General features: G+C 65.0%; 15 protein-coding genes. 12 read left to right on the forward strand and 3 right to left on the reverse strand.

Annotated elements, in window-relative coordinates; genetic code table 11:
- Window positions 1-698 precede the first annotated feature (698 nt).
- Entirely contained in the window at window positions 699-1,475 is a 777-nt protein-coding gene (gene istB, locus AB8Z36_RS00565; RefSeq protein WP_369211163.1) for an IS21-like element helper ATPase IstB, read from the reverse strand.
- Entirely contained in the window at window positions 1,472-2,887 is a 1,416-nt protein-coding gene (istA, locus tag AB8Z36_RS00570; RefSeq protein WP_369211164.1) for an IS21 family transposase, read from the reverse strand. The genes istB and istA overlap by 4 nt, the downstream gene beginning before the upstream one ends.
- Window positions 2,888-3,332: 445 nt before the next feature.
- Between istA and AB8Z36_RS00575 the strand changes: the two genes are divergently transcribed.
- Both AB8Z36_RS00575 and AB8Z36_RS00580 read left to right on the forward strand, forming a co-directional pair.
- Entirely contained in the window at window positions 3,333-4,535 is a 1,203-nt protein-coding gene (locus tag AB8Z36_RS00575; protein WP_369211175.1) for an IS110 family transposase, read from the forward strand.
- Window positions 4,536-5,789: 1,254 nt separating this feature from the next.
- On the forward strand, window positions 5,790-7,226 hold the full coding sequence (locus AB8Z36_RS00580; protein ID WP_369211165.1) for a DNA phosphorothioation-associated putative methyltransferase: 1,437 nt from the start codon (window positions 5,790-5,792) through the stop codon (window positions 7,224-7,226).
- A 7-nt stretch (window positions 7,227-7,233) separates the two neighbouring features.
- Here the strand turns inward: AB8Z36_RS00580 and dndA are convergent, their stop codons facing one another.
- On the reverse strand, window positions 7,234-8,379 hold the full coding sequence (gene dndA, locus AB8Z36_RS00585; protein WP_369211166.1) for a cysteine desulfurase DndA: 1,146 nt from the start codon (window positions 8,377-8,379) through the stop codon (window positions 7,234-7,236).
- A gap of 75 nt (window positions 8,380-8,454) precedes the next feature.
- Between dndA and dndB the strand changes: the two genes are divergently transcribed.
- The 10 genes from dndB to AB8Z36_RS00635 all read left to right on the forward strand — a co-directional run bounded on the left by dndB (window position 8,455) and on the right by AB8Z36_RS00635 (window position 20,068).
- Window positions 8,455-9,585: a DNA sulfur modification protein DndB gene (gene dndB / locus AB8Z36_RS00590; RefSeq protein WP_369211167.1), complete on the forward strand. Its 1,131-nt coding sequence runs from the start codon at window positions 8,455-8,457 to the stop codon at window positions 9,583-9,585.
- Window positions 9,582-11,075 carry a DNA phosphorothioation system sulfurtransferase DndC gene (dndC, locus tag AB8Z36_RS00595; RefSeq protein ID WP_352280945.1) on the forward strand — a complete coding sequence of 498 codons (1,494 nt, stop codon included), beginning with the start codon at window positions 9,582-9,584 and terminating at the stop codon, window positions 11,073-11,075. Before dndB ends, dndC begins: the two co-directional genes overlap by 4 nt.
- Complete coding sequence (gene dndD, locus AB8Z36_RS00600) at window positions 11,062-13,053, forward strand: DNA sulfur modification protein DndD (RefSeq protein ID WP_369211168.1); 1,992 nt, start codon at window positions 11,062-11,064, stop codon at window positions 13,051-13,053. The genes dndC and dndD overlap by 14 nt, the downstream gene beginning before the upstream one ends.
- Window positions 13,043-13,423 carry a DNA sulfur modification protein DndE gene (gene dndE / locus AB8Z36_RS00605; protein ID WP_352280949.1) on the forward strand — a complete coding sequence of 127 codons (381 nt, stop codon included), beginning with the start codon at window positions 13,043-13,045 and terminating at the stop codon, window positions 13,421-13,423. Before dndD ends, dndE begins: the two co-directional genes overlap by 11 nt.
- 298 nt (window positions 13,424-13,721) lie before the next feature.
- Window positions 13,722-14,192 carry a hypothetical protein gene (locus AB8Z36_RS00610; RefSeq protein WP_352280951.1) on the forward strand — a complete coding sequence of 157 codons (471 nt, stop codon included), beginning with the start codon at window positions 13,722-13,724 and terminating at the stop codon, window positions 14,190-14,192.
- Entirely contained in the window at window positions 14,189-14,590 is a 402-nt protein-coding gene (locus AB8Z36_RS00615) for a GIY-YIG nuclease family protein (protein ID WP_352280953.1), read from the forward strand. Before AB8Z36_RS00610 ends, AB8Z36_RS00615 begins: the two co-directional genes overlap by 4 nt.
- 9 nt (window positions 14,591-14,599) lie before the next feature.
- On the forward strand, window positions 14,600-16,330 hold the full coding sequence (locus AB8Z36_RS00620) for an ATP-binding protein (RefSeq protein ID WP_369211169.1): 1,731 nt from the start codon (window positions 14,600-14,602) through the stop codon (window positions 16,328-16,330).
- A 110-nt stretch (window positions 16,331-16,440) separates the two neighbouring features.
- Window positions 16,441-18,672: a hypothetical protein gene (locus AB8Z36_RS00625; RefSeq protein ID WP_369211170.1), complete on the forward strand. Its 2,232-nt coding sequence runs from the start codon at window positions 16,441-16,443 to the stop codon at window positions 18,670-18,672.
- Between the two features lie 124 nt (window positions 18,673-18,796).
- A complete protein-coding gene (locus AB8Z36_RS00630; RefSeq protein ID WP_369211171.1) occupies window positions 18,797-19,780 on the forward strand; it encodes a tyrosine-type recombinase/integrase in 984 nt (327 codons plus the stop codon).
- 75 nt (window positions 19,781-19,855) lie between these two features.
- On the forward strand, window positions 19,856-20,068 hold the full coding sequence (locus AB8Z36_RS00635; RefSeq protein ID WP_369211172.1) for an EF-hand domain-containing protein: 213 nt from the start codon (window positions 19,856-19,858) through the stop codon (window positions 20,066-20,068).
- Window positions 20,069-20,160: the final 92 nt, after the last annotated feature.

Consider the following 20,160-nt stretch of genomic DNA (forward strand, 5'->3'; position numbering starts at 1 on the left):
CCGCCGGCACGCTGGCGTCTCGTTCTGGCTCAAGTCCGGAGTAGACGCCATGGAGTGCGCCCTCCGTGTCGGACACAGCATCGCGGTGCTGCACAAGGTCTACACCAAAGTGCTTGACCAGACCCGGGGCGGGCGAACAGCCGGACCGACGCAGCACGTTCGAGAGTGGAACGAACCCCGAGTGATCATGCTACCCCTGGGGGACACGCACTGATCAACGGTGGAATATGGGCAATACGAAGTGAGAGTCATCCGCGTCCGGTCCATGGCGAGTCGATCAGAGGTGATGAACGAATGTCCCCCTCCGATCAGGTCATATCCCTGATCAAGGGGGTCTCTCTCAGCGTGGCGATGCCAGGGTTCGAACCAGGGAAAACTGAGCCGGCAGATTGTGTGTTCGACACCCCTAACTCGATTGATGCTCGCGGGGTCGCCCGGCCAACGGACCACGCCGAAGCACACGCGAAGCGCGAGTCCCAGCAAGGCGTTCGCCGGCATCAGCTGCAGCCCGAGCGCCGCAGCAACTGTCAGCAGTTCATCACCTGACCACCCGCTCAGCCTCCAGGATATCCACCATTTGTCGGGGTACGAGCTCACGTGCAGAGACGAGTACAGGCTCATGTGCAGAGGCGGTACGAAGTTTTAGCCGGGGCGAGGGCGTCAGCCCTCGCCCCGGCCCTCGGGGTGAAGCCGCAGGTTCAGGCGGTGGCTGCGTCGCCTCCGCCGTCGATCGCGAAGAGCTTGTTCTTCAGCCGGTAGCTATTGCCGTTGATCGAGACGACCTCGCAGTGGTGCAGGAGACGGTCGAGGATCGCGGTGGCAAGGACCTCGTCACCGAAGACCTGGCCCCACTCGCCGAAGGTCTTGTTCGAGGTCAGGACGACCGAGCCCTTCTCATAGCGTTTCGAGATCAGCTGGAATACGAGGTTGGCCTCGTCGCGGTCGAGCGGGAGGTAGCCGACCTCGTCGACCACGAGGACGTCGGGCCGCTGGTAGAGGCGCATCTTGGCAGGCAGACGCCCGATCGCGTCGGCTTCTTTGAGCTGGCGGACCATGTCGTCGAGGCTGGTGAAGTAGACAGTGAACCCGGCCCGGCAGGCCGCGACGGCCAGGCCTACCGCGATATGGGTCTTGCCGACGCCCGGCGGGCCCAGCAGGGCGACGTTCGTCTTGGTCTCGATGAACGAGAGGGCGGCCAGATCGCGGATCTTGCGGGGGTCGAGGTCGGGCTGGAAGGAGAAGTCGTACTCGTCCAGCGTCTTGTGGTGCGGCAGGCGCGAGAGCCGCAGCCCGGTGTGGAAGCGACGGTCGTCACGGATTGCGAGTTCCTCGGAGAGAGCCAAATCGAGGAAGTCGAGGTAGCCCATCTTGCTCGCGTCAGCCCGCTGGATCAGGTGCTCCAGGCTGGTCGCGGTGTGTGGCAGGCCGAGCTTGGTGGCGGTGGATCGCAGTCGGGCGGTGACCAGTTCGCTCACGCGGTGTCCTTCGATTCCGGAACGATACGAGGCTTGGGGCGGGTGCCGGCGATGTCGTCGTAGAACGACAATGGCCGCTTACCGACTGGGACTTGGGCGGCAGCGGACCGGTTGATCAGGTCCTGCAGCGGGCCGGTGGACGGGCTGACATCCCGCGGCCGGGGAGCGAACTCGGGAACGACCGTGGTCGTTCTGCGACTGCTGCCATCAGGCAAACCGCCCCAGTGCGACTCGTCCACGACCCAGGTGCCCCGGGCATGCGAGCGCGGGTGGACGGCCAGCAGCGTCGAACCGCTCAGATCCGGGGCCAGCAGATGGAGCGAGACGCTGTCCCCACCAGCCCTGACCTCCACCAGCTGCCGGGGCCGGACCCGGCGGGCCGGGACCGAGTACAAGCTGGCCTCGAAAGCGACCAGACAGTCCTTGCCGACGTGCCGCAGGTGCCGGTCGGTGACCAGATAGGGCCGGGCCGGCACCGGTCGAAGAGCCGCGTGGTCCCGCTCGGCCCGCAGCCCGATCACCTCGCGGTGGGTGCGGTGAGTACGCGATCGCCGCAGCGGCACCCAGCTCATGAACGCCGCGTCCAGCTCGACGACAGAACTGAACGACCGGCCGGCCAGCACGTGATCGCGGACGATGGTGACCTGCCGCTCGACTCGCCCCTTGCCCTGCGGCCGGTAGGCGGCCAAGACGTCGATGTCGAAGTTGTAGTGACCGGCGAACGCGACGGCCTCCGGATGTAGCGGGACCGCCTCACCGGGTGCGACGTGCCGGCGCACGACGGTCTTGGTGCGGTCGTAGACGATCGTCTTGGGCACCCCGCCGAAGTGCGTGAATGCCCGACGGTGACAGTCCCAGAACGTTGCCAGGTCCATCGAGGTGGTGAAGCAGCAGAACGGGTCCCGGGAGTAGGACAGGACCATGTGGAAGGAGTAGACCTTCTTGATGCCCGCCCGGGTGAGGATGCCGCCCTCGTCTCCCCAGTCGACCTGGGCCTGTGCGCCGGGGATCACCTCGAACCGGCGGTGCAGACCGTCGAGTTCATCCGGCCCGATGCCCAGCTCGTCCATCACCCGCGGCCGGGCCTGCTGCAGATAGAGCTTCACCCGCTGGTAGTTGCCGGTGAACCCGTACTGATCGACGAGCCGTTCGTGGATCACCGTTCCCTTCAACGTGATGTCGGCCCGCAGCCACGCGTCGATGATCGGCTTGAACGGCTCGATCACCAACACGTGACAGCCCTTGCGGGACGGCCCCCTCGGAGGCACCACCGGCGGCGGCGCCTCAACGTACTTCTTCACAGTCCGCCAGTTCAGCCCGGTCTCCCGGGCGATCGCGGAGATGCTCATGCCTGCTTCATGCAGGGCACGGAAACGGCGCAGATCCATCCATCGCTCCGAGTGCAGGATCATCGAGACGGGACACCCTTCGCCTCCTCTCAGCTCCCGCGATGGCTGTCCCGCACCCAACGGACCTACTCACGACACGGGTACGACACGCCCAAGATCAACCCGATCGAGTGTGTACGTGAGTCCGTACCAACCTCTGTAGATGAGCCAGTACGCGGACACCATTTACTGTGTTTCATCTGCAGCGGCACCGCGGCGCTGAACTGCCCCCCATTACCGTCTTCGTAGCCCCGCAACGGGGCTACCGGCCTTCGGAGTTGGCATGACTACCTCCCCTTGTCGAACGGATGGCCCGGGGGGTGGTGTCACCAGCTCCGAAGGCACTGACAGACCGCTGATTAGGGGCATGACCACCGACTTCTTCGCAGGTCGGGAGGCTCTTCGTAATGTGGATGTGGCGATCAGTGCCGTGGTGAGGCCGGGTGAACAGCACCGAAGGATCCACGACGTGATCGATACCAGCGACATCGACGTCTACCTCGGCCTGGACGTCGGCAAGGGCGAACACCACGCCACGGCACTCACCCCAACCGGCAAGAAGACCCTCGACCGGCAGCTGCCCAACAGCGAGCCCAAACTCCGCGAGGTCTTCGCCAAACTGCAGGCCAAACACGGCACCGTCCTCGTCATCGTCGACCAGGTGGCATCCATCGGCGCCCTGCCGCTGGCCGTCGCCCGCGACCTGGGCTGCCACGTCGCCTATCTGCCCGGCCTGACCATGCGGCGAATCGCGGACCTTTATCCCGGCGAGGCCAAGACCGACGCGAAGGACGCGTTCATCATCGCGGACGCGGCCCGGGCGATGCCGCACACACTTCGTTCGGTCGACCTCGACGACGAGACCGTCGCCGAGCTCCAGATGATCGTCGGGTTCGACGACGACCTCGCCGCCGAGGCAAACCGCCTGGCCAACCGGCTCCGCGGCCTGTTCACTCAGATCCACCCGCACCTGGAACGAGTGATCGGCCCACGCATCCAGCACCCGGCGGTCCTGAAGCTGTTGGAACAGTTCGGCTCGCCGGCCCAGATCCGCAAGGCCGGCCGCCGACGGCTGATCACCTTGATCCGGCCGAAGGCCCCGCGGATGGCCGAGCGACTGGTCGAGGACATCTTCACCGCGCTCGACGAACAGACCGTCGTCGTTCCCGGCACGGACGCGGCCGCACTGATCGTTCCGAGCCTGGCCGGCTCGCTACAGGCCGTGCTTGACCAGCGCAGACTCCTGGCCCACCGGATCGAACAACTGCTGGAGGCACACCCTCTTTCCGAGGTCCTGATGTCCATGCCCGGCATCGGCATCAGGACCGGAGCCCGCATCCTCATAGACGTCGGCGACGGCACCAGCTTTCCCAGTGCCGCCCACCTCGCGGCCTACGCAGGGCTCGCTCCAGCGACCAGAAGCTCCGGGTCCTCGATCCGAGGCGAACAGCCCTCCCGCAGAGGAAACAAGCAGCTCAAGAGGGCGTTCTTCCTCTCAGCATTCGCCGCGTTGGCCGATCCGGCCTCGCGGACCTACTACGACAAAGAGCTCAGCCAGGGCAAGCACCACACCCAAGCCCTCCTCTGCCTCGCCCGACGCCGAGCCGACGTCCTCTTCGCGATGCTCCGCGACGGCACCTTCTACCAACCCCCAGCCCCGATTGCCCCTTGACCAAAGTCATAGGGCCCCCGGGACTGGCGCCACCGAGCTGGGCGCCGCCATCCCACCGGCACTCCGAGGTCAGTTCGTTACCCACAGCGACAGGCAGCATCTTCGCTGCACACGCTTTCGCCAGCACCTTGCCCACCGAGCCCCAGACAATCACGAACCGCTGCCATGCGGCCTCGGCCTCGCAAGGCTCGGTCTAACGATCGCTGCTGCGCAGCGCGCTCACACTCCTGCCACCTACGAACCGTCAATTACTTGCGTACAGCGCAGACCTATTCTATCGCTCACAGCAGACACTAAGGACTGGATTCCCTGATCCAATCCATGTCAACGTAGGGGTATCAGGAAAATCGTCTCGCCAGTGAGGAAAAACCTCCCGTAAGGCCCAGGGATCCGACTTTCAACACAGGCGGCGGTGAATTGATTGAAAATCATCGAGCGTACGGGAGTTTCGCACGTGGCTCCAAATAATCCGACCACCAAAAGAATTCGCTCCCCATTGCCCAAGTGGCTGGCTAACCGCCCTCGTGACCACAGGGTTACCCAATCACCTACGTCACAGCAATTCGCTCCGATGGCCTCCCCGACTTCACCGAACTGGACGGTGCTCGACGCCTGGAGTGCATCCGCGACGATCTGTGCGGCCTGTGCGGCCTGTGCGGCGATCCTCTTCGCTACTGGCGTGCAGTTATCGGCGGCCCGTCGGTGATTCGGCTTCGCCTGACGCTGGACCCTCCCATGCATGCTGAGTGTGCGAGCTTTGCGGCAACAGACAGGTCTGCTGGCTGCCCGTTCTTGCTGAACACTGGCACGGCCCGTTACTCAAAGCCTGCTATGCCGGGAACGTCGGAGCGCCCCAGTCGGATGTTCTTGGCCACCACACGCTCTCACCAGTTGGAGCACGATGGCTCCGATATCCTCGCTCGCTGCGCGGCGTTCAAAAACGTGTGGGAAATCCAGAATGGCAAGCTGTTGCCCCTTCCAGAGAATGTCTCCTGTCCTCAAGGCAGATGACGCAGCAGGCACACCGGATGCCCTCGCCCGGCAGCCGTAGATGGCGAGGAGCTTCCAAGCGAAAGAGGGCTCACGTCTGTCAGCCAGAGCTATCCTTAGCGCGAAAGCCCCGGTGGACCGCTGACCTCGGTCATGTCGCCGGGGCTGAAACGTACCCGGCGGTCTCCGGCGGTCAGGTTGTTCAACGGCCGTCTCGTGGATGCAGTCGGGTCTGTCAATTGATTGTGCGTGAGGACGTGATCAATGGGCCAGAGAGGCTGGGGCAGCGACCGTCGGCTGACCGCGATCAGCAGGGGTGGGCTTTCCGTTCCTGCTCGCCAGGCGGTCGTCGACGGGCAGATCCTGCCGGGCAGTGCAGTGCTCGACTACGGGTGCGGGCGTGGGGAGGATGTGCGCGCGCTGGAGCACATGGGGTGTGAAGCGGTCGGCTGGGATCCGTTCTACCAGCCGGATGTGCGCTTGGAACCCTGCCCAGTCGTGCTGCTGACCTATGTCCTGAACGTGATCGAGGACCCCTCTGAGCGGCGCCGCACCCTTCAGCGTGCCTGGGGACTGGCAAGCACAGTCCTGATCGTCTCCGCGCGCCTGACTTGGGAGCGGTCGAAGGTCAGCGGGGAGGAGTTTGGTGACGGCCTGTTGACCCGGCGCAACACCTTCCAACACCTGTACGGTACCCGCGAGCTACGGACGTACGTAGAAGAAGTCACGGGGGGCCGTGCCGTCTCCGCCTCACCGGGGATCATTTACGCCTTCAAGGACGACACAGCGCGGCTGAGCTACCTGGCACGTCGCATCATCGCCGACGACCACTGGCTGGCCTCGGACGACAGGGCCTCCGCGATTGCTGCGCTGGTTGACCATGTGGAGCGTCGAGGGCGGCCACCGCGGCTGGAGGAGATGCCCTTGCCCACTGCCCAGTTGCTGGGACATCTGCGCCCGGCCGAGGTGAACCGGCTCGTGCGTGAATCCGCCGACCCAGCCAAGGTGGACGAGGGCGCCAAGCGGACCACCCTCAATACGCTACTGTTCCTCGCGGTCGAGCTCTTCAATGGCCGAGGGCCGTTCACCAGCCTGCCGTTGACTGTGCAATTGGACATCCGGGCGTTCTTCTCGTCCTACAAAGAGGCATGCCAGCGCGCAGATCGACTACTGCTCAAGCTGCGGGACGACACCTACGTCCGTGGGGCGATGAACGCCTCCGCGGTGGGCAAGTTGACGCCCACCGCCCTGTACGTCCATCTGCGTGCTGTGGAGCAGATGCCCACAGTGTTGCGACTGTATGAGCATTGTGCTGCTGTCGCTGCCGGGCGTCCGAAGGCGTGGACGGTGCTCAAGCTCTGCCACCGGGGGCGAGCAGTCAGCTGGCTGGACTATCCCGACTTCGATCGCGACCCCCATCCCCGTCTGCTGACGTCCTACCAGGTAGATCTCACAACGTTCGAAACCTTCCATCACTTCTACGGCAGCCGCGAGAACCGCCCGCTACTGCACCGCAAGCACGAGTTTCTCCACCCCGCCGATCCGGACGCCGCCAAGTATCGGCGGCTGACCGAGGCCGAGGTGCGGGCCGGCTTGTACGCGCACCCGCACCTGATCGGCACAGAGAATGGGTGGGAGAGCGAACTCGCCCGCTGCGGACGGGCCCTGCGCGGGCATCGCCTCATCCACGCATGTGAATGAGCAGATCTCAATATCTCGGCTTCAGCTTCGCGACGCCTCGGGCCAGCTCCTCCACGTCCAAGTCTGCTGCCTGCCCGGGGGTCCAGGAGAAGCGCAAACCCTTCGAGGCCGCCTCCTCGGGCAGTCCCATGGCACGGAGCACATGACTGGGTGTGAAGGAGGCGCTGGTGCACGCCGAGCCTGTCGCAACCGCGACCAGGTCTTTGAGAGTGACGAGGAATGCCTCGGCGTCCACGTCCTCGAAGGACAGGTTGAGGATGTGCGGAACGACGTGATCCTGGTCACCGTTGACCTGGAAGCTCGTCGAGGCAAGCCCGGCCAGGAGCCGGGAACGCAGATCCTGGGCAGCAACCTGCCACTGGGCGTGCTCGGCTTCGAAGATCTTCGCCGCCTCGGCCAGCCCCATGATCAGAGGAACGGGCAGGGTACCGGGACGCAGTTTCCGCTCCTGGCCGCCGCCGAACATGATGGGCTCGAGGGGAACGCGCTCGTCGTCCATCTCCTCGCGGCGGCGGGTGACCAGCGCTCCCACACCCTTGGGAGCACCGATCTTGTGCCCGCTGATGCTGATCATGTCGATGGGCGCACTGAGGTCGCCGGGTACCTTGCAGTACCCCTGGGCGGCATCCACATGCAGGTAGGTGGGGGTGGCCCGCAGCTGCTGCGCGAGCTCGGCGACCGGCTGGATCACCCCGGTCTCGTTGTTCACATGCATGAGAGATACCAAGAGGGTGTCTGGCCGCAGCCGTTCCATCACCTCTTCCACCGAGATCCGGCCGGAGGGGCCGGGCGTGAGGAACTCGACTTCGAACCCACGGTCGGCCAAGTGCTCCAGCGGCTCGAGGACCGCCTTGTGCTCGATGGCGGAGGTGATGATGTGGCGCCGGCCGGTGCGCTCGCCGTAGGGGGCGAGCCCCAGCAGGGCGATATTGTTGCTCTCTGTGGCGCCGCTGGTAAAGATCAGCTCGTCAGGCTCCGCGCCCACTGTGCTCGCCAGGTACTCACGGGCCCGCTCTACCCCGCGCTTGGCCCGGATGCCGTACTCGTGGCGGCTGCCGGCGTTGCCGTACTCCGCGGTCATCCAGTGCAGAACAATATCGGCCACCCGCTGGTCCACGCGCGTCGTCGCCGCCGCATCGAGATACGTCACCATCGAACCCAATCCACCTTTGAGCGTTAATCTGCACGTCCCGTACGTCATTTACCTGACGTACGATAGCGTGAGCGGGTGGGATCTTCTGCAGCTTCTCAGTCCGTCGAACCGGCGACTTCTGCCGGTTTCGAGTACGTTTTTCCAGCCATCCGCGGCATCCAAGCCGGGCGCGAGTTCTACGTGTCCATGTGCCCACTGCGGCTCATCCCGAAGATCTTCCTCTTCGACGAGGACGAGCTGGCACCCGAGGTGCGCGCCCAGCGGATCTTGAACAAGGGACGGCTGCCAGCGCTGACGCGCTACCTCGTCGACAACCCCACCGACTACGTCTTCAGCGCGCTGACGGCCTCCGTCGACGGTGACATGCGCTTCGAAGGCATCGCGGACAGCGGCGTAGGGATGCGGGCCGGCCAGATCGTGATCTCGATGGCTGCCCGATTTCTGATCAACGACGGTCAGCACCGGCGTGCTGCGATCGAGCAGGCCCTGAAGGAGAACCCCGACCTGGGCGAGGAGACCATCGCCGTGGTCTTCTTCCACGACGCCGGACTCGCCCGCTGTCAGCAGATGTTCGCCGACTTGAACCGGCATGCCGTACGGCCGCCGCGCTCCATCGGGGTTCTGTACGACCATCGTGACGATCTGGCGACCACGGTGCGGCTGCTGGCGATGCGTGCGTCAGTGTTCAAGGGTTTTGTGGAGATGGAGAGTTCCACGCTGTCCCAGCGCTCGCGCAAGCTATTCACCTTGAGCTCTGTGTACTACGCCACCCAGTCCTTGCTGCAGGGCTTGGAGATCACGAAGGACCAGTCCCGGGAGCTGGCTGAGGCGTACTGGGCCGCGGTCGATGCGGTGATCCCGGAGTGGATGCTGGTCCGACGTAGGGAGCTGTCGGCGCAAGACGTCCGCCGCGACTACCTGCACACCCACGGGATTGCACTGCACGCGCTGGGGCGGATAGGGAATTCGCTGCTGCGCAAGTCACTGGCGCCGCGAAGCTGGACGCCGACGCTTAAGCGCCTGTCGTCGGTGGACTGGTCGCGCGCCAACACCGACTGGGAGGGGCGCGCGCTGGTCGGCGGACGGGTATCCAAGAGCCACCAAAACTTGACCTTGACCGTGAACTACTTGCGTCAGCACCTGAAGCTCGAGCTGAGCGCCGAGGAACAGCGTGCAGAAGACGCTTACCTGCGAGGAGAGTCATGAGCACCCCAAAGGCGGCGCCTTTCCAGGACCGGCCCCTGGCGGAGATCGTCGAGGAGCTGACGGAGGAGATCCGCGAGCTCTACGTCGCTGATGAGGTGCCGTGGGTGGTCGGGTACAGCGGCGGCAAGGACTCCACCGCCGTCCTCCAACTAGTGTGGCTCGCGCTCAAGGACCTTCCGGCCGAACAGCGCACGAAGCCGGTGCATGTGATCAGCACGGACACCTTGGTGGAGAACCCCGTCGTCTCTGCATGGGTAGGCCAGTCCCTGGACACCATGCGCACCGCCGCGCAGGAACAGCAGCTGCCCATCGAGTCGCACAAACTGACCCCGGAGATCAAAGACACCTTCTGGGTCAGCCTGATCGGCAAGGGCTACCCTGCACCCCGTCCGAAGTTCCGGTGGTGCACCGAGCGATTGAAGATCAAGCCATCGAACGCCTTTATCCGGCGCGTCGTACGACGGCACGGCGAGGCGATCCTCGTACTGGGAATCCGCAAGGCGGAAAGCCAAGCACGGGCACGAGCGATGACCCGGCACGAGAAGGGGCGAGTCCGCGACCGACTCTCACCCAACGGCAACCTCCCCAACTCCCTCGTCTACAGCCCCATCGAGGCGTGGTCGACCGAGGAGGTCTGGGCGTTCTTGATGCAATACCCCAATCCGTGGGGCCACAAGAACAAGGATCTGCTGACCATGTACCAGGGTGCGTCGGACGACTCCGAGTGCCCGCTGGTAGTCGACGACACCACCCCCTCGTGCGGTGACAGCCGCTTCGGGTGCTGGACCTGCACGCTGGTGGAGCAGGACAAGTCGATGACCGCCATGATCCGCAACGACGACGAGAAGCAGTGGATGCGGCCGTTGCTCAAGCTGCGCAACGAGCTCGACGACGTCACTAAGGAAGCTCAAACACGGGACTTCCGCCGCATGAACGGCAACGTGCAGCTGTTCGGCGACCGGCCCATCCCCGGCCCATACAAGCAGTCAGCCCGCGAAGACTGGCTGCGCAAGCTCCTCGCCGCCCAAGCCCAGGTCCGCAAGAAGGCGCCCGAGCACGTGCGCAACATTGAGCTGATCTCGATGGCAGAGTTGCAGGAGATCCGGCGGATCTGGGTCTTCGAGAAGCACGAAGTCGAGGACTCCCTGCCGCAGATTTACGAGCAGGCGACCGGCGAGAAGTTCCCCGGACTGCCGCTCGACGAGCAGCTCGTCCTAGGCGCCGAGGAGATCGGCCTGCTCAAGGATGCCTGCGAGGACGATCCGATCCACTTCTCGATGACCCGTGAGCTCCTCGCGATCGAGCGCCAGTATCGGACCATGACCCGGCGGGCCGGCCTCTTCGAGGCCCTGGAGAAGGCGATCAAGAAGGGCTACTACGAGGACGCGGACGACGCATTGCGGTTCGCCAAGCGGCTGCAGGAAATGCGCGAGAGCGACCCGACACAGACGACGGCGGACGAAGAGATCACCACCGATGCACCTGCATAACCTCACACTGCACGACTTCGGCGCCTACCAGGGCCGGCAGAGCCTGGACCTTCGGGTGAAGCCCAAGCGCCCGATCGTCTTGATCGGTGGCCTGAACGGCTGCGGCAAGACGACCCTGCTCGACGCCATCCAGCTCGTGCTGTACGGGCCCAGGGCCCGCTGCAGCGGGCGCGGTAACCGCTCGTACGACACCTACCTGCGTGAGAGCATCAACCGGGCAGCCGATCCGCAGCGGGGCGCCGAGCTGCGGCTGGAGTTCTCAATCACCGTCGAGGGTCGTCCCCGCACCTACGAAGTGGCCCGCACCTGGTTCGCCAAGGGCAAGCAGGTGCGGGAGAGCCTCGCCGTCAATGTGGACGGCAAGTACGACGACACGATCAGCGAGACATGGGCTGAGCACGTCGAAGAAATCCTCCCCCTCGAGGTGGCGTCGCTGTTCTTCTTCGACGGCGAGAAGGTGGAACAGCTCGCCGACCCCGAGCGCGCCGCCGACGTCATCGAAGCTGCCGTACAGTCCCTCCTCGGCGTCAGGGCCGTCGAACAGCTGCGGACCGACCTGCTCGCCCTCCAGCGCCGCCAACGGCTGTCGCAGGAGGATCAGGGCCTTCTGGAGCAGATCCGCGACTTCAAGGTCAAGTCACAGGCGGCGGCCCAGGAGGTCTCTGACCAGAGCCAGCTCCTGGCGCAGGCCACCTCGCACCTGGACGTCGCCCAGGCCCAGCTCGCCAAGATAGAGCGCAACTTCGAACGCGCCGGGGGAAGGCTCTACGAGGAGCGGCGCGGGCTCGAGGCTGCGAAGGAGGCCACGGCTGAGCGTCTGACCCAGACGCAAAAGGACCTTCGGGGCCTCGCCGAGGGGCCCCTGCCACTTCTGCTGCTACGCGGGCAACTGACTGCACTGCAGGAACAGTCCGTGCGCGAGCAGGAGGCGGTCGAAGCTCGTCAGGTCATCGGCGTCCTCGAGAGGCGTGACGCCTGGCTGGTCGACCAGCTGCCGGACGGTGTGCCCACCGCAGACCGCACGGCGCTGAAAAGGAAACTGACCGCAGACCGCAAGAAGCGCGCAGCAGCCACCGAACTGGCCCTAGACCTGTCTCTGCCGCCCGATCTCCCGCAGAAACTGGCGGCGCTCGACGAGGTGCTGGAAGCAGACGCAGCCCGCGCGGCGGAACTTCTTCGCTCAGCCGACAAAACCGTGCACGAACTTCAGCAGGCCGAGCGCCAGTTGGCGGCCGTTCCCGACGAGCAGCAGATCAAGACTTTGATCGAAGACCGTCAGCAGGCTTCCGAGGCGGTCATCGTCGCCCGCGCCGCAGTGGAGCAGCACAGAGAGCTGGTCGCGGAGGCCAGGTCCCGACATGAGCGTCTCGAAGCGGACCTGGAGCGCGCGCGACAGAAGATGGTCAGGACTTTCGTCCGCGAGGAGGAACTCCAGCGCGTCGTCGCCTATGCAGACAAGGCCCGCACCACGTTGGATCGGTTTGGGGAGGCGCTCCTGCGTAAGCACATCAGCAGCCTGGAAGTAGCTGTGCTGCGCAGCTTCCAGACGCTGATGCGCAAGAGCGGGCTGATCAAGGACCTGCGGATCGATACCAACAAGTTCACGCTCGCGCTGACCAACCGCGACGAGGAACCCCTCGACCCCGCCCGACTCAGCGCGGGAGAGCGGCAACTGCTGGCCATCTCGCTGCTATGGGGGCTGGCTAAAGTCGCGGGCAACCGTCTACCCACAGTGATCGACACCCCGCTCGGGCGTCTGGACAGCCGCCATCGCGAACACCTCGTCGACCGGTACTTCCCTCACGCTGGCCGACAGGTCCTCCTCTTGTCCACAGACGAGGAGATCGACGAGCACCTCCTTCAGCGGCTGAAGCCGTCCATCGCCCATAGTTATGTCCTCGTGCACGATGACACCACGTTCACCACCCGCGTCGCGGAAGGCTACTGGTGGACCGAGGGAGCCTTGCATGCCGTCTGAGATCACCATCCGGCTGTCCCAAGCCGCAAAGGACCAGCTGTCCTGGCTCAAGCGCCACACGGGCCTGACCCAGTGGAACGAACTGTGCAGATGGGCGCTGGCGCTTTCCCTGCGCGACCCCTCTACCCCACTCGTGCGAGAGGTCATCACTGACTCCAACGTCGAGATCGCCTGGAAGACCTTCGCTGGCCCGCACGGTGACATCTACCTGGCCCTGCTCAAGCAAAGGTGCGTCGCGGATGGGGACGAGCCCACCGACGCCGCCGTGGGCAAGACGCTTCTTATCCACCTGCACCGCGGCATCGGCTTCCTCGCCGGACGACAAGACTTGCGCTCCATCCAGAACCTCATCGCCGTCACCGCCGAGTAGGCCAACATCGGCCAGGACCCGCCTCCCTCATCGCTCGGGAGGCGGGTCCTGGCGTATCTGCCGCCTGACTTTTCCCGACGGTCCGTCAAAAACCTTACGGACGCGGTGCAACAATTGCGCCTGCCACCCGACCTCTAGGAGTGAGGGGGCAGTTGGACCGAAGCAGCCGACTTCAAGCAAAACACCGTCATCTGTCAGTCCCGCCAAGTACTCTCAAGCAGACAACTTCATATAACCGCTTCACCTTTCGGACGTGTGCCACCGCATGGGGCCCACCACCAGACAACCCGGAGCGAACATGATCAGCCACCCCGTCGCCGGGGCGGTCACTGCTCTGCAGAAGCAGGCACTGGCCAGTCGCGACACCTATGAGCTCGACCGCATCGATCGCGCGCTCGACGAGCTCCTGCGCAACCCGACGGACGCCTCCACCCCTGCTCAGCACCGCATTCGGTCGGCCATGGGGCACGCGTATGAGGCGCTGGAGCGCCGCCGCGTCATCGCCCCCGTAGTCCCGCTCAACCACGAGCGCGCCGACCACGGGCACGCGGACGCCCGCTACCTGGTCGTGGAGATCATGGCGTGGCTGCAGGCCGAGCAGGAACTTGCCAGCGCCGAGCGCGACTTGCTCGACGACCTCGCTCGTGGCCACGACGCCGCCTCCATGGCCCGCCACCTCGGTGTGCCGCTGCCGCGGATGCGCGAGCGGATCAGCCGCGCCCGCCGTCACGCCAGGACGCTCTGGCGGAATGCGGAGGCTGGTGCGTGACCCCCAGGCCCATCCGGCTGCGGCCCTGGCTCGTCCGCGCCCTCATCCCGCCGCAGCGGATCGGTACTTACATCCTGTACACGGCGGCCGGCCGCCCGACGTACATCGGTCGCAGCGACACCGACATCCGCCGACGGCTCCTCCGACACTGCACCGACCGGCACGGCGACTACTTCACCTACGACGTGCATCCCAGCGTGGCCGGGGCCTACGACGTCGAATGTGCGCTGTTCCATCTCCTAGCGCCTCACGTGTCCAACCGCATCCACCCCGACCGGCCCGACTTCCACCCCACGCCGTGCGCGTTCTGCCTTCCCAATCAGCGGGCCGCGAGACAGACCCGCCTCCACACCCAAGCCCAGGGACGCCATGAGTCCCTGCCCACAGACGCCAGCTAAGGACTCGAAATGACGACACCTTTCTTCCTCTCTCCGGACGACCATCGCGCCGAACTCATTCAGGTAGACCGCGCACTGGACTCCATGCGCGACGCTGGCTTCGACCTCACCGCCGCCATCGGAGAGCCGCTAGACAACTCCATCGAAGCCGAAGCCACCTTGATGCGTGTGCTACCGGTCTTCGGTCGCGGCAAGAAGACGATCGACAGCATGATCATTTCCGACAACGGCATCGGCATCGACCCCACTCAGATGCACCATGTGCTTTCCATGGGCTACAGCAGCCGCTACGGAAAGCGCGAGGGACTGGGACGGTTCGGCGTCGGGCTTAAGCTCGCCGGCCTCAGCCTGGGTGAGCGCATCGACATCTACAGCAAGCAGACGGGCAACCCGAAGATCTATCACAGTTACATTGACCTGCAAGAAATCCGGGACGGTAAGCAGCAGTACATCACCACCACCGAGGCCGAAGTCTGGCCCGCTGAGGCGGCCAAGCTGATGGTCGGGCGCGACGACCGGCCGTTCGCCTCCGGAACGGTCGTGGTATTCGGGAAGATTGACCGACTCTCCAGTGGCGGCACTTACGGCACATCCCTCGACCAAAAAATCTCGGAACTGCGCAAGTTCATCGCCCGCGCGTACCGAACCTACATTGACACCGGTCGGGTGTTCGAGCTGGACGGCAAGGTCATCACGCTCCACGACCCGCTCTTCCTCCGGGACAACCCCAGGATCATCTCCCGCTACAAGCCGCTGGACCCGCGCGGCGAACTCGTCGAGGAAACCGACCTGACCATCGACGGCCACAAGGTGCACGTCGCGGTAGCCATCGTCCCCAAGGAGTTCCGACCCTGGCAGGGAGCGGGCGGCGAGACGGACCATAAGGGCCAGGACATCACCGAGTTTCAGATCAACGCCGACAACACTGCCAAGATCAGCATCCTGCGCAACGGCCGTGAGATCTACTACGACATCATCCCGCGCCTGCTTGAGGGCGGACGCAGCGACAAGGTCCTGCGCTACGTCGCGGTAGAGGTGAGCTTCCCTGCGGAGCTGGACGAGTACTTCCAGGTACGCAACGTCAAGCGCGGGGCGGAACCGGTCAGCAAGTTGCGGACCGAACTGCGGGAGTGGCTCAAGCCCCCGATGAAGCAGGCTCTCAGGCAGGTCCGCGCTATGTGGAAGGAGACCGAGACCCAGAAGCGGTTCGAGAATGGCGAGCACAGCGGCAGCATGGACACCGCCTCCAAGGTCGTCCCTGCCCTTCCCAACGGCCTGGCCGGCCGGGGGGCGACCCCCGAGCAGGAGGAGAAGGTGGTTCAGCAAGCCGCCGCAGACATGGGCCTGGACGCCAACGAGGACGCCGCAAAGATCGAAAAGCTGCGTGAGCAGATCAACTCCAAGCCCATCACGCTGCTGGACGCACAGTGGCCAGGGAAGGAGTTCCTCGTGATTCACCACCTCAACGGCAAGTCCGTGGTCAAGCTCAACCACCGCCATGCGTTCTTCGACAAGGTATACGCGCCGTTGAAGAAGGTCGCCGACGAGGGCGCGCAAGGCATGGAGCCGGAGGAGCTCACCGACCTGGCTCGCCGAGCGGAGGCGGCCATCGACCTGCTCTTCATGGGCTACGCGCGAGCGGAGGGTATGTACGAGGACCCCGAGCGCTTCGATGATCTGCGGACGTACTGGGGCATGTTCACGGAAGCGCTGCTGCGCGAAGAATACAAGGACCAGTGAGGCGGTGTGGGCGGGGTGCCTCCGGCGCCCCGCCCACGGCGCCGCTCCCATGCACCACCGGCCGCCGATGTTCGCGCGAGGGCCTAACTTGCGCACCTCCGAGCGGCCCCATGAGCACCTTCTCCTGCCGCCTGCCGCGGCACGACCGTCTTCAGAGAGGCAACGTAAGGATGTATGGCGCAGGCTCCAAGATTACTTTCCGTGACTACGTGCAGGGCACCTGGGGCAGCTTTGACACTCCGGCCGGCCGGGTCGACTACATCATGACCAAGGCCAGGCTCGGAGGAGACGCCGACGCGCCCGAGCGGCAGCTCACCAAGAGCCTGGTCCCGGTTCGGGAGGTCATGGACGCGGGAGATCTCGACTTCAACCAGCTGCTTCAACGGGACCTGGACGATCACCGGGTGGCTGTCAACCTCATCCCGTATCTACTCAAGCAGAAGTCCACCGGTCCGGCGTTCTTTCCTCCGATCGTGGCCGTGCTCCTGCCGTTTCAGAACAAACGGCCGACCGCCTTCCCTGCGCTGGGGGCCCCGACCTCGGTCGAGCATGACGATGCGCAATGGCAGGAGGAACGGGCCGCCAACGCCTTCCGGGTGCACCGTCTCGTCGGCGCCGACGGACAGCTCCACGGGGCAAACCTTGGCAAACTGTGGTGGAACCAGTCGGAGTCGAGCCTTGTCGTCCTCGACGGCCAGCACCGGGCAATGGCCTTGCTGGCGATCGAGCGGACTCTGTCCCGTAGCTGGCAGGGCAGCGGTGAACAGTTCCGCCCCTTTTATCAGCACCAGGTTGAGCACCTGCTCCACGAGTACCAAGTCTCCGAGTTGGACTTGGCGAAGATTGAGGTGCCGGTGACGGTCTGCTGGTTCCCGGGTGAGACTGGCGAATCCTCTCGGGCGCATGAGGCGGCGCGAAAGCTGTTCGTCGACGTCAACAAGGAGGCGCGCCCCCCGAGCGAGTCCCGGATCATCCTGTTGTCCGACGGCGAGCTGTCCAACGTACTCACCCGCAGTCTGCTGAGTGCCCTGCGTGGCCGCAGCGGCACGTATCTGCCGCTGTACGCCGTGGAATACGACAACCCTGAGGTAAATACCAGTCGCCCCGCCCGCTGGTCGGTCATGACGAACATCCATCTGCTCAAGATGGCCGTCAACCGCTGCATCTTCGGCCCGCCCAAGTACCTCACCAACCTGGCTCAGCCGATCAGCGGCAGAGAGAAGGGCGAGGAACGCGACCGCTTCATGCGCACCCAGCTCGACCTGGTTAGCCTCCTGCCGGAGTACTTCGACGACGCCGGCTACCCCTACGATCTGGACAGCATCGGCGACACCAAGTTTCCCCTCGGCCGCTCGGAAGCCCTGGCCAGCAGGTTCATGGACACCTGGGGTCAGGCAATCCTGACTCTCCTGTCCCGGACCGCGCCGTACGCCGCCCATGCAGCCAGTCTCACCAGCTTCAAGGACAGCTGGCACACTGCGAACACCCACGCCCAGCTCGCCCATGACGCCCTGTTCGGCGGCGTCGGGATCTACTGGACTCTGCGCGACAGCTACGACCACTACCAGGCCAACCGCGCGCAGGACGGCCCGAAACCGCCGAAATCAGACGTGATCCGAGCTTGGGAGGCTCAGAAGGAGAAGGAAGCCGAGTTCGACGAGCACCGTGCTCACGAATACCTCGGCTCGGTCCGCCCGGACGCCGTCAGGCGCTGCAAGATCGCCTTCGGCGTCTTCAACACACACGCCTGTCAACTCGGCATGATCATGACTCTCGGCTCCCTGTGGGAGATGCGCAAGAACCAGCCCGGTGGTGCCGACCTTAAGGATCTTCCTGCATTCGCGGACGCCTTGGTCACGGCGTGGAACACGTTCTTCGCGATGGACCGTGGCCGCGCCCGCGACCGTAGGTACGCCTTCAGCAAGGACTGCAGCAACCCGATCAACCAGATCGCCAACATGGACACCCCCAACGCGGTGTACTTCCGGTACTTCTGGATGCAGGCCCTCACCATGCCCTCGGTCTGGCAGCACATCTCCCCGTGGCTGACCGATCGAGATGCCTTCGATGCTGGACTCTGCGACGCCCGGCGCCTCTACCTGGCCTTGTGCGTTAAGCAGCAGTGCAAGGCTCTCGAGATCAGCCAGCCTGCGCTCGGCTCCGACAAGCGGGAGGAACAGGCTAAGAAGCTGGCGACCAGCGCACTTAAGAAGGCTCTCCGCAACTGGTTCGGAGTGTCGGACAAGGAATTTGAAGCATGGCATGCTGCCCAGCCCGCCCGGTCCAGTCAGATCGAACTGGAGCTGGATGAGGAAGATCCTGCTCCGGGCGCCCCTGTGTAGCAGAGCATCGCCAGGCAGCCCAACTTCACCTGCTGCCGCAAGTGCAAGCGCCGTCTCCTCCGCCAGGAATACTGCCGTGCGCGTTTCGATTGCCTCCTTTGACTGATCGCGAGAGGAGGCGCTCGTGGCCGATGCCGTCGACGACCAGCGTCTGCTGCGCAACCCGATGAAGATGAAGAACAGTGTCAAGCCCCCACGAGCGATCGACAGCAAGGCCAAGGCGTGGTCACGTGAGGTCGTCGACGCCGTCCGCGCGAAGTTGCAGGACCGCTACCAGATCGCTGTCGACCTTGGCATCGGCCTCGGGCTGCGCCAAGGCGAAGCATTCGGTCTCGCCGAAGAGGACTTCGACTTCGCGGCTGGAGTCGTCCACGTCCGCCGCCAGCTCAGGTGGGATATCAAGGGGCGCCCCTACTTCTCGCTCCCCAAGGGGCGCAAGATCCGCGAGGTCCCCCTGCCGACCAATCTCGCGCTCCGGGCCCGAGCTCACTTCCGCCGGTTCCCGTCGACTTCCTGCACGCTGCCCTGGCGGAACCCAGAGGCGCCCACCACCGCACTCGAAGAGCGCCAGCGCAAGCCGATTACGGTCGACCTGATCCTCACCTCGTCACACGGCAACCGCATCTACTACCGGACCTGGAACGACCGCAGCTGGAAGCGTGCCCTCGCCGCCGCCGGGCTGATCACACCCGTGGGCGAGAAGGTCCGCCATGACGGCAACCGGATTCGTCGGGTGCCCCGCTACGCCGCCCCACGCGAGGACATGTTCCACGTCCTTCGCCACACCTACGCGAGCGTCCAGTTGAAGGCCGGCGAGTCGATCGTCAGCCTCTCCAAGTGGCTCGGGCACTCGACACCGAAGGTCACGCTCGACCACTACGCTCACTTCATGCCCGGCGCGGGGCAACGTGGCGGCGCCGCCATGGACGCCTGGCTGCAGGACCCCTCCCGGCCGAAAGTCCCTGAGAAGTCCCTACTGTCGTGGCGGACCACTCCGCTGCCCTCGAACGTGCAGGTCAAGCGCCTAGCAGGGCAGGGGGCGGACATGTCCGTGAAGTACAAGGAGACGGCGCGGGGCGGGCTCGCGGTGAACATCATCGAGTGCTGAGCCCGCGTCCCCGGCGTCACCCGTACGGCCGATACCCTGACCCCCGTCAGTAGTGCACGAGAAGGGGTGGATCCGGTGGCGGACATCGAGGAAGCGCGGAAGACGTTCGAGCAGTTCGACGCGGACGGCGACGGCTTCATCACGGCGGCCGAGTGGAAGAGCGCCATGGCCAAGATGGGCGACTTCTACATGACCGAGACGGTGGCCGAGGCCGTCATCGGCACGAAGGACTCCGACGCGGACAAGCGTCTGTCCTTCGACGAGTTCTGGGCGAGCCTGAACAAGTAGGCGGCCGTGGCGGAGGGGCCCGGCGCATCGCACTCACATGCGACGCGCCGGGCCCCTTGCCGTGCCCGCCACCGCCCTACGCCTCCCCCGTC

It is taken from the genome of Streptomyces flavofungini (assembly GCF_041028215.1).
GTDB lineage: Bacteria > Actinomycetota > Actinomycetes > Streptomycetales > Streptomycetaceae > Streptomyces > Streptomyces flavofungini_B.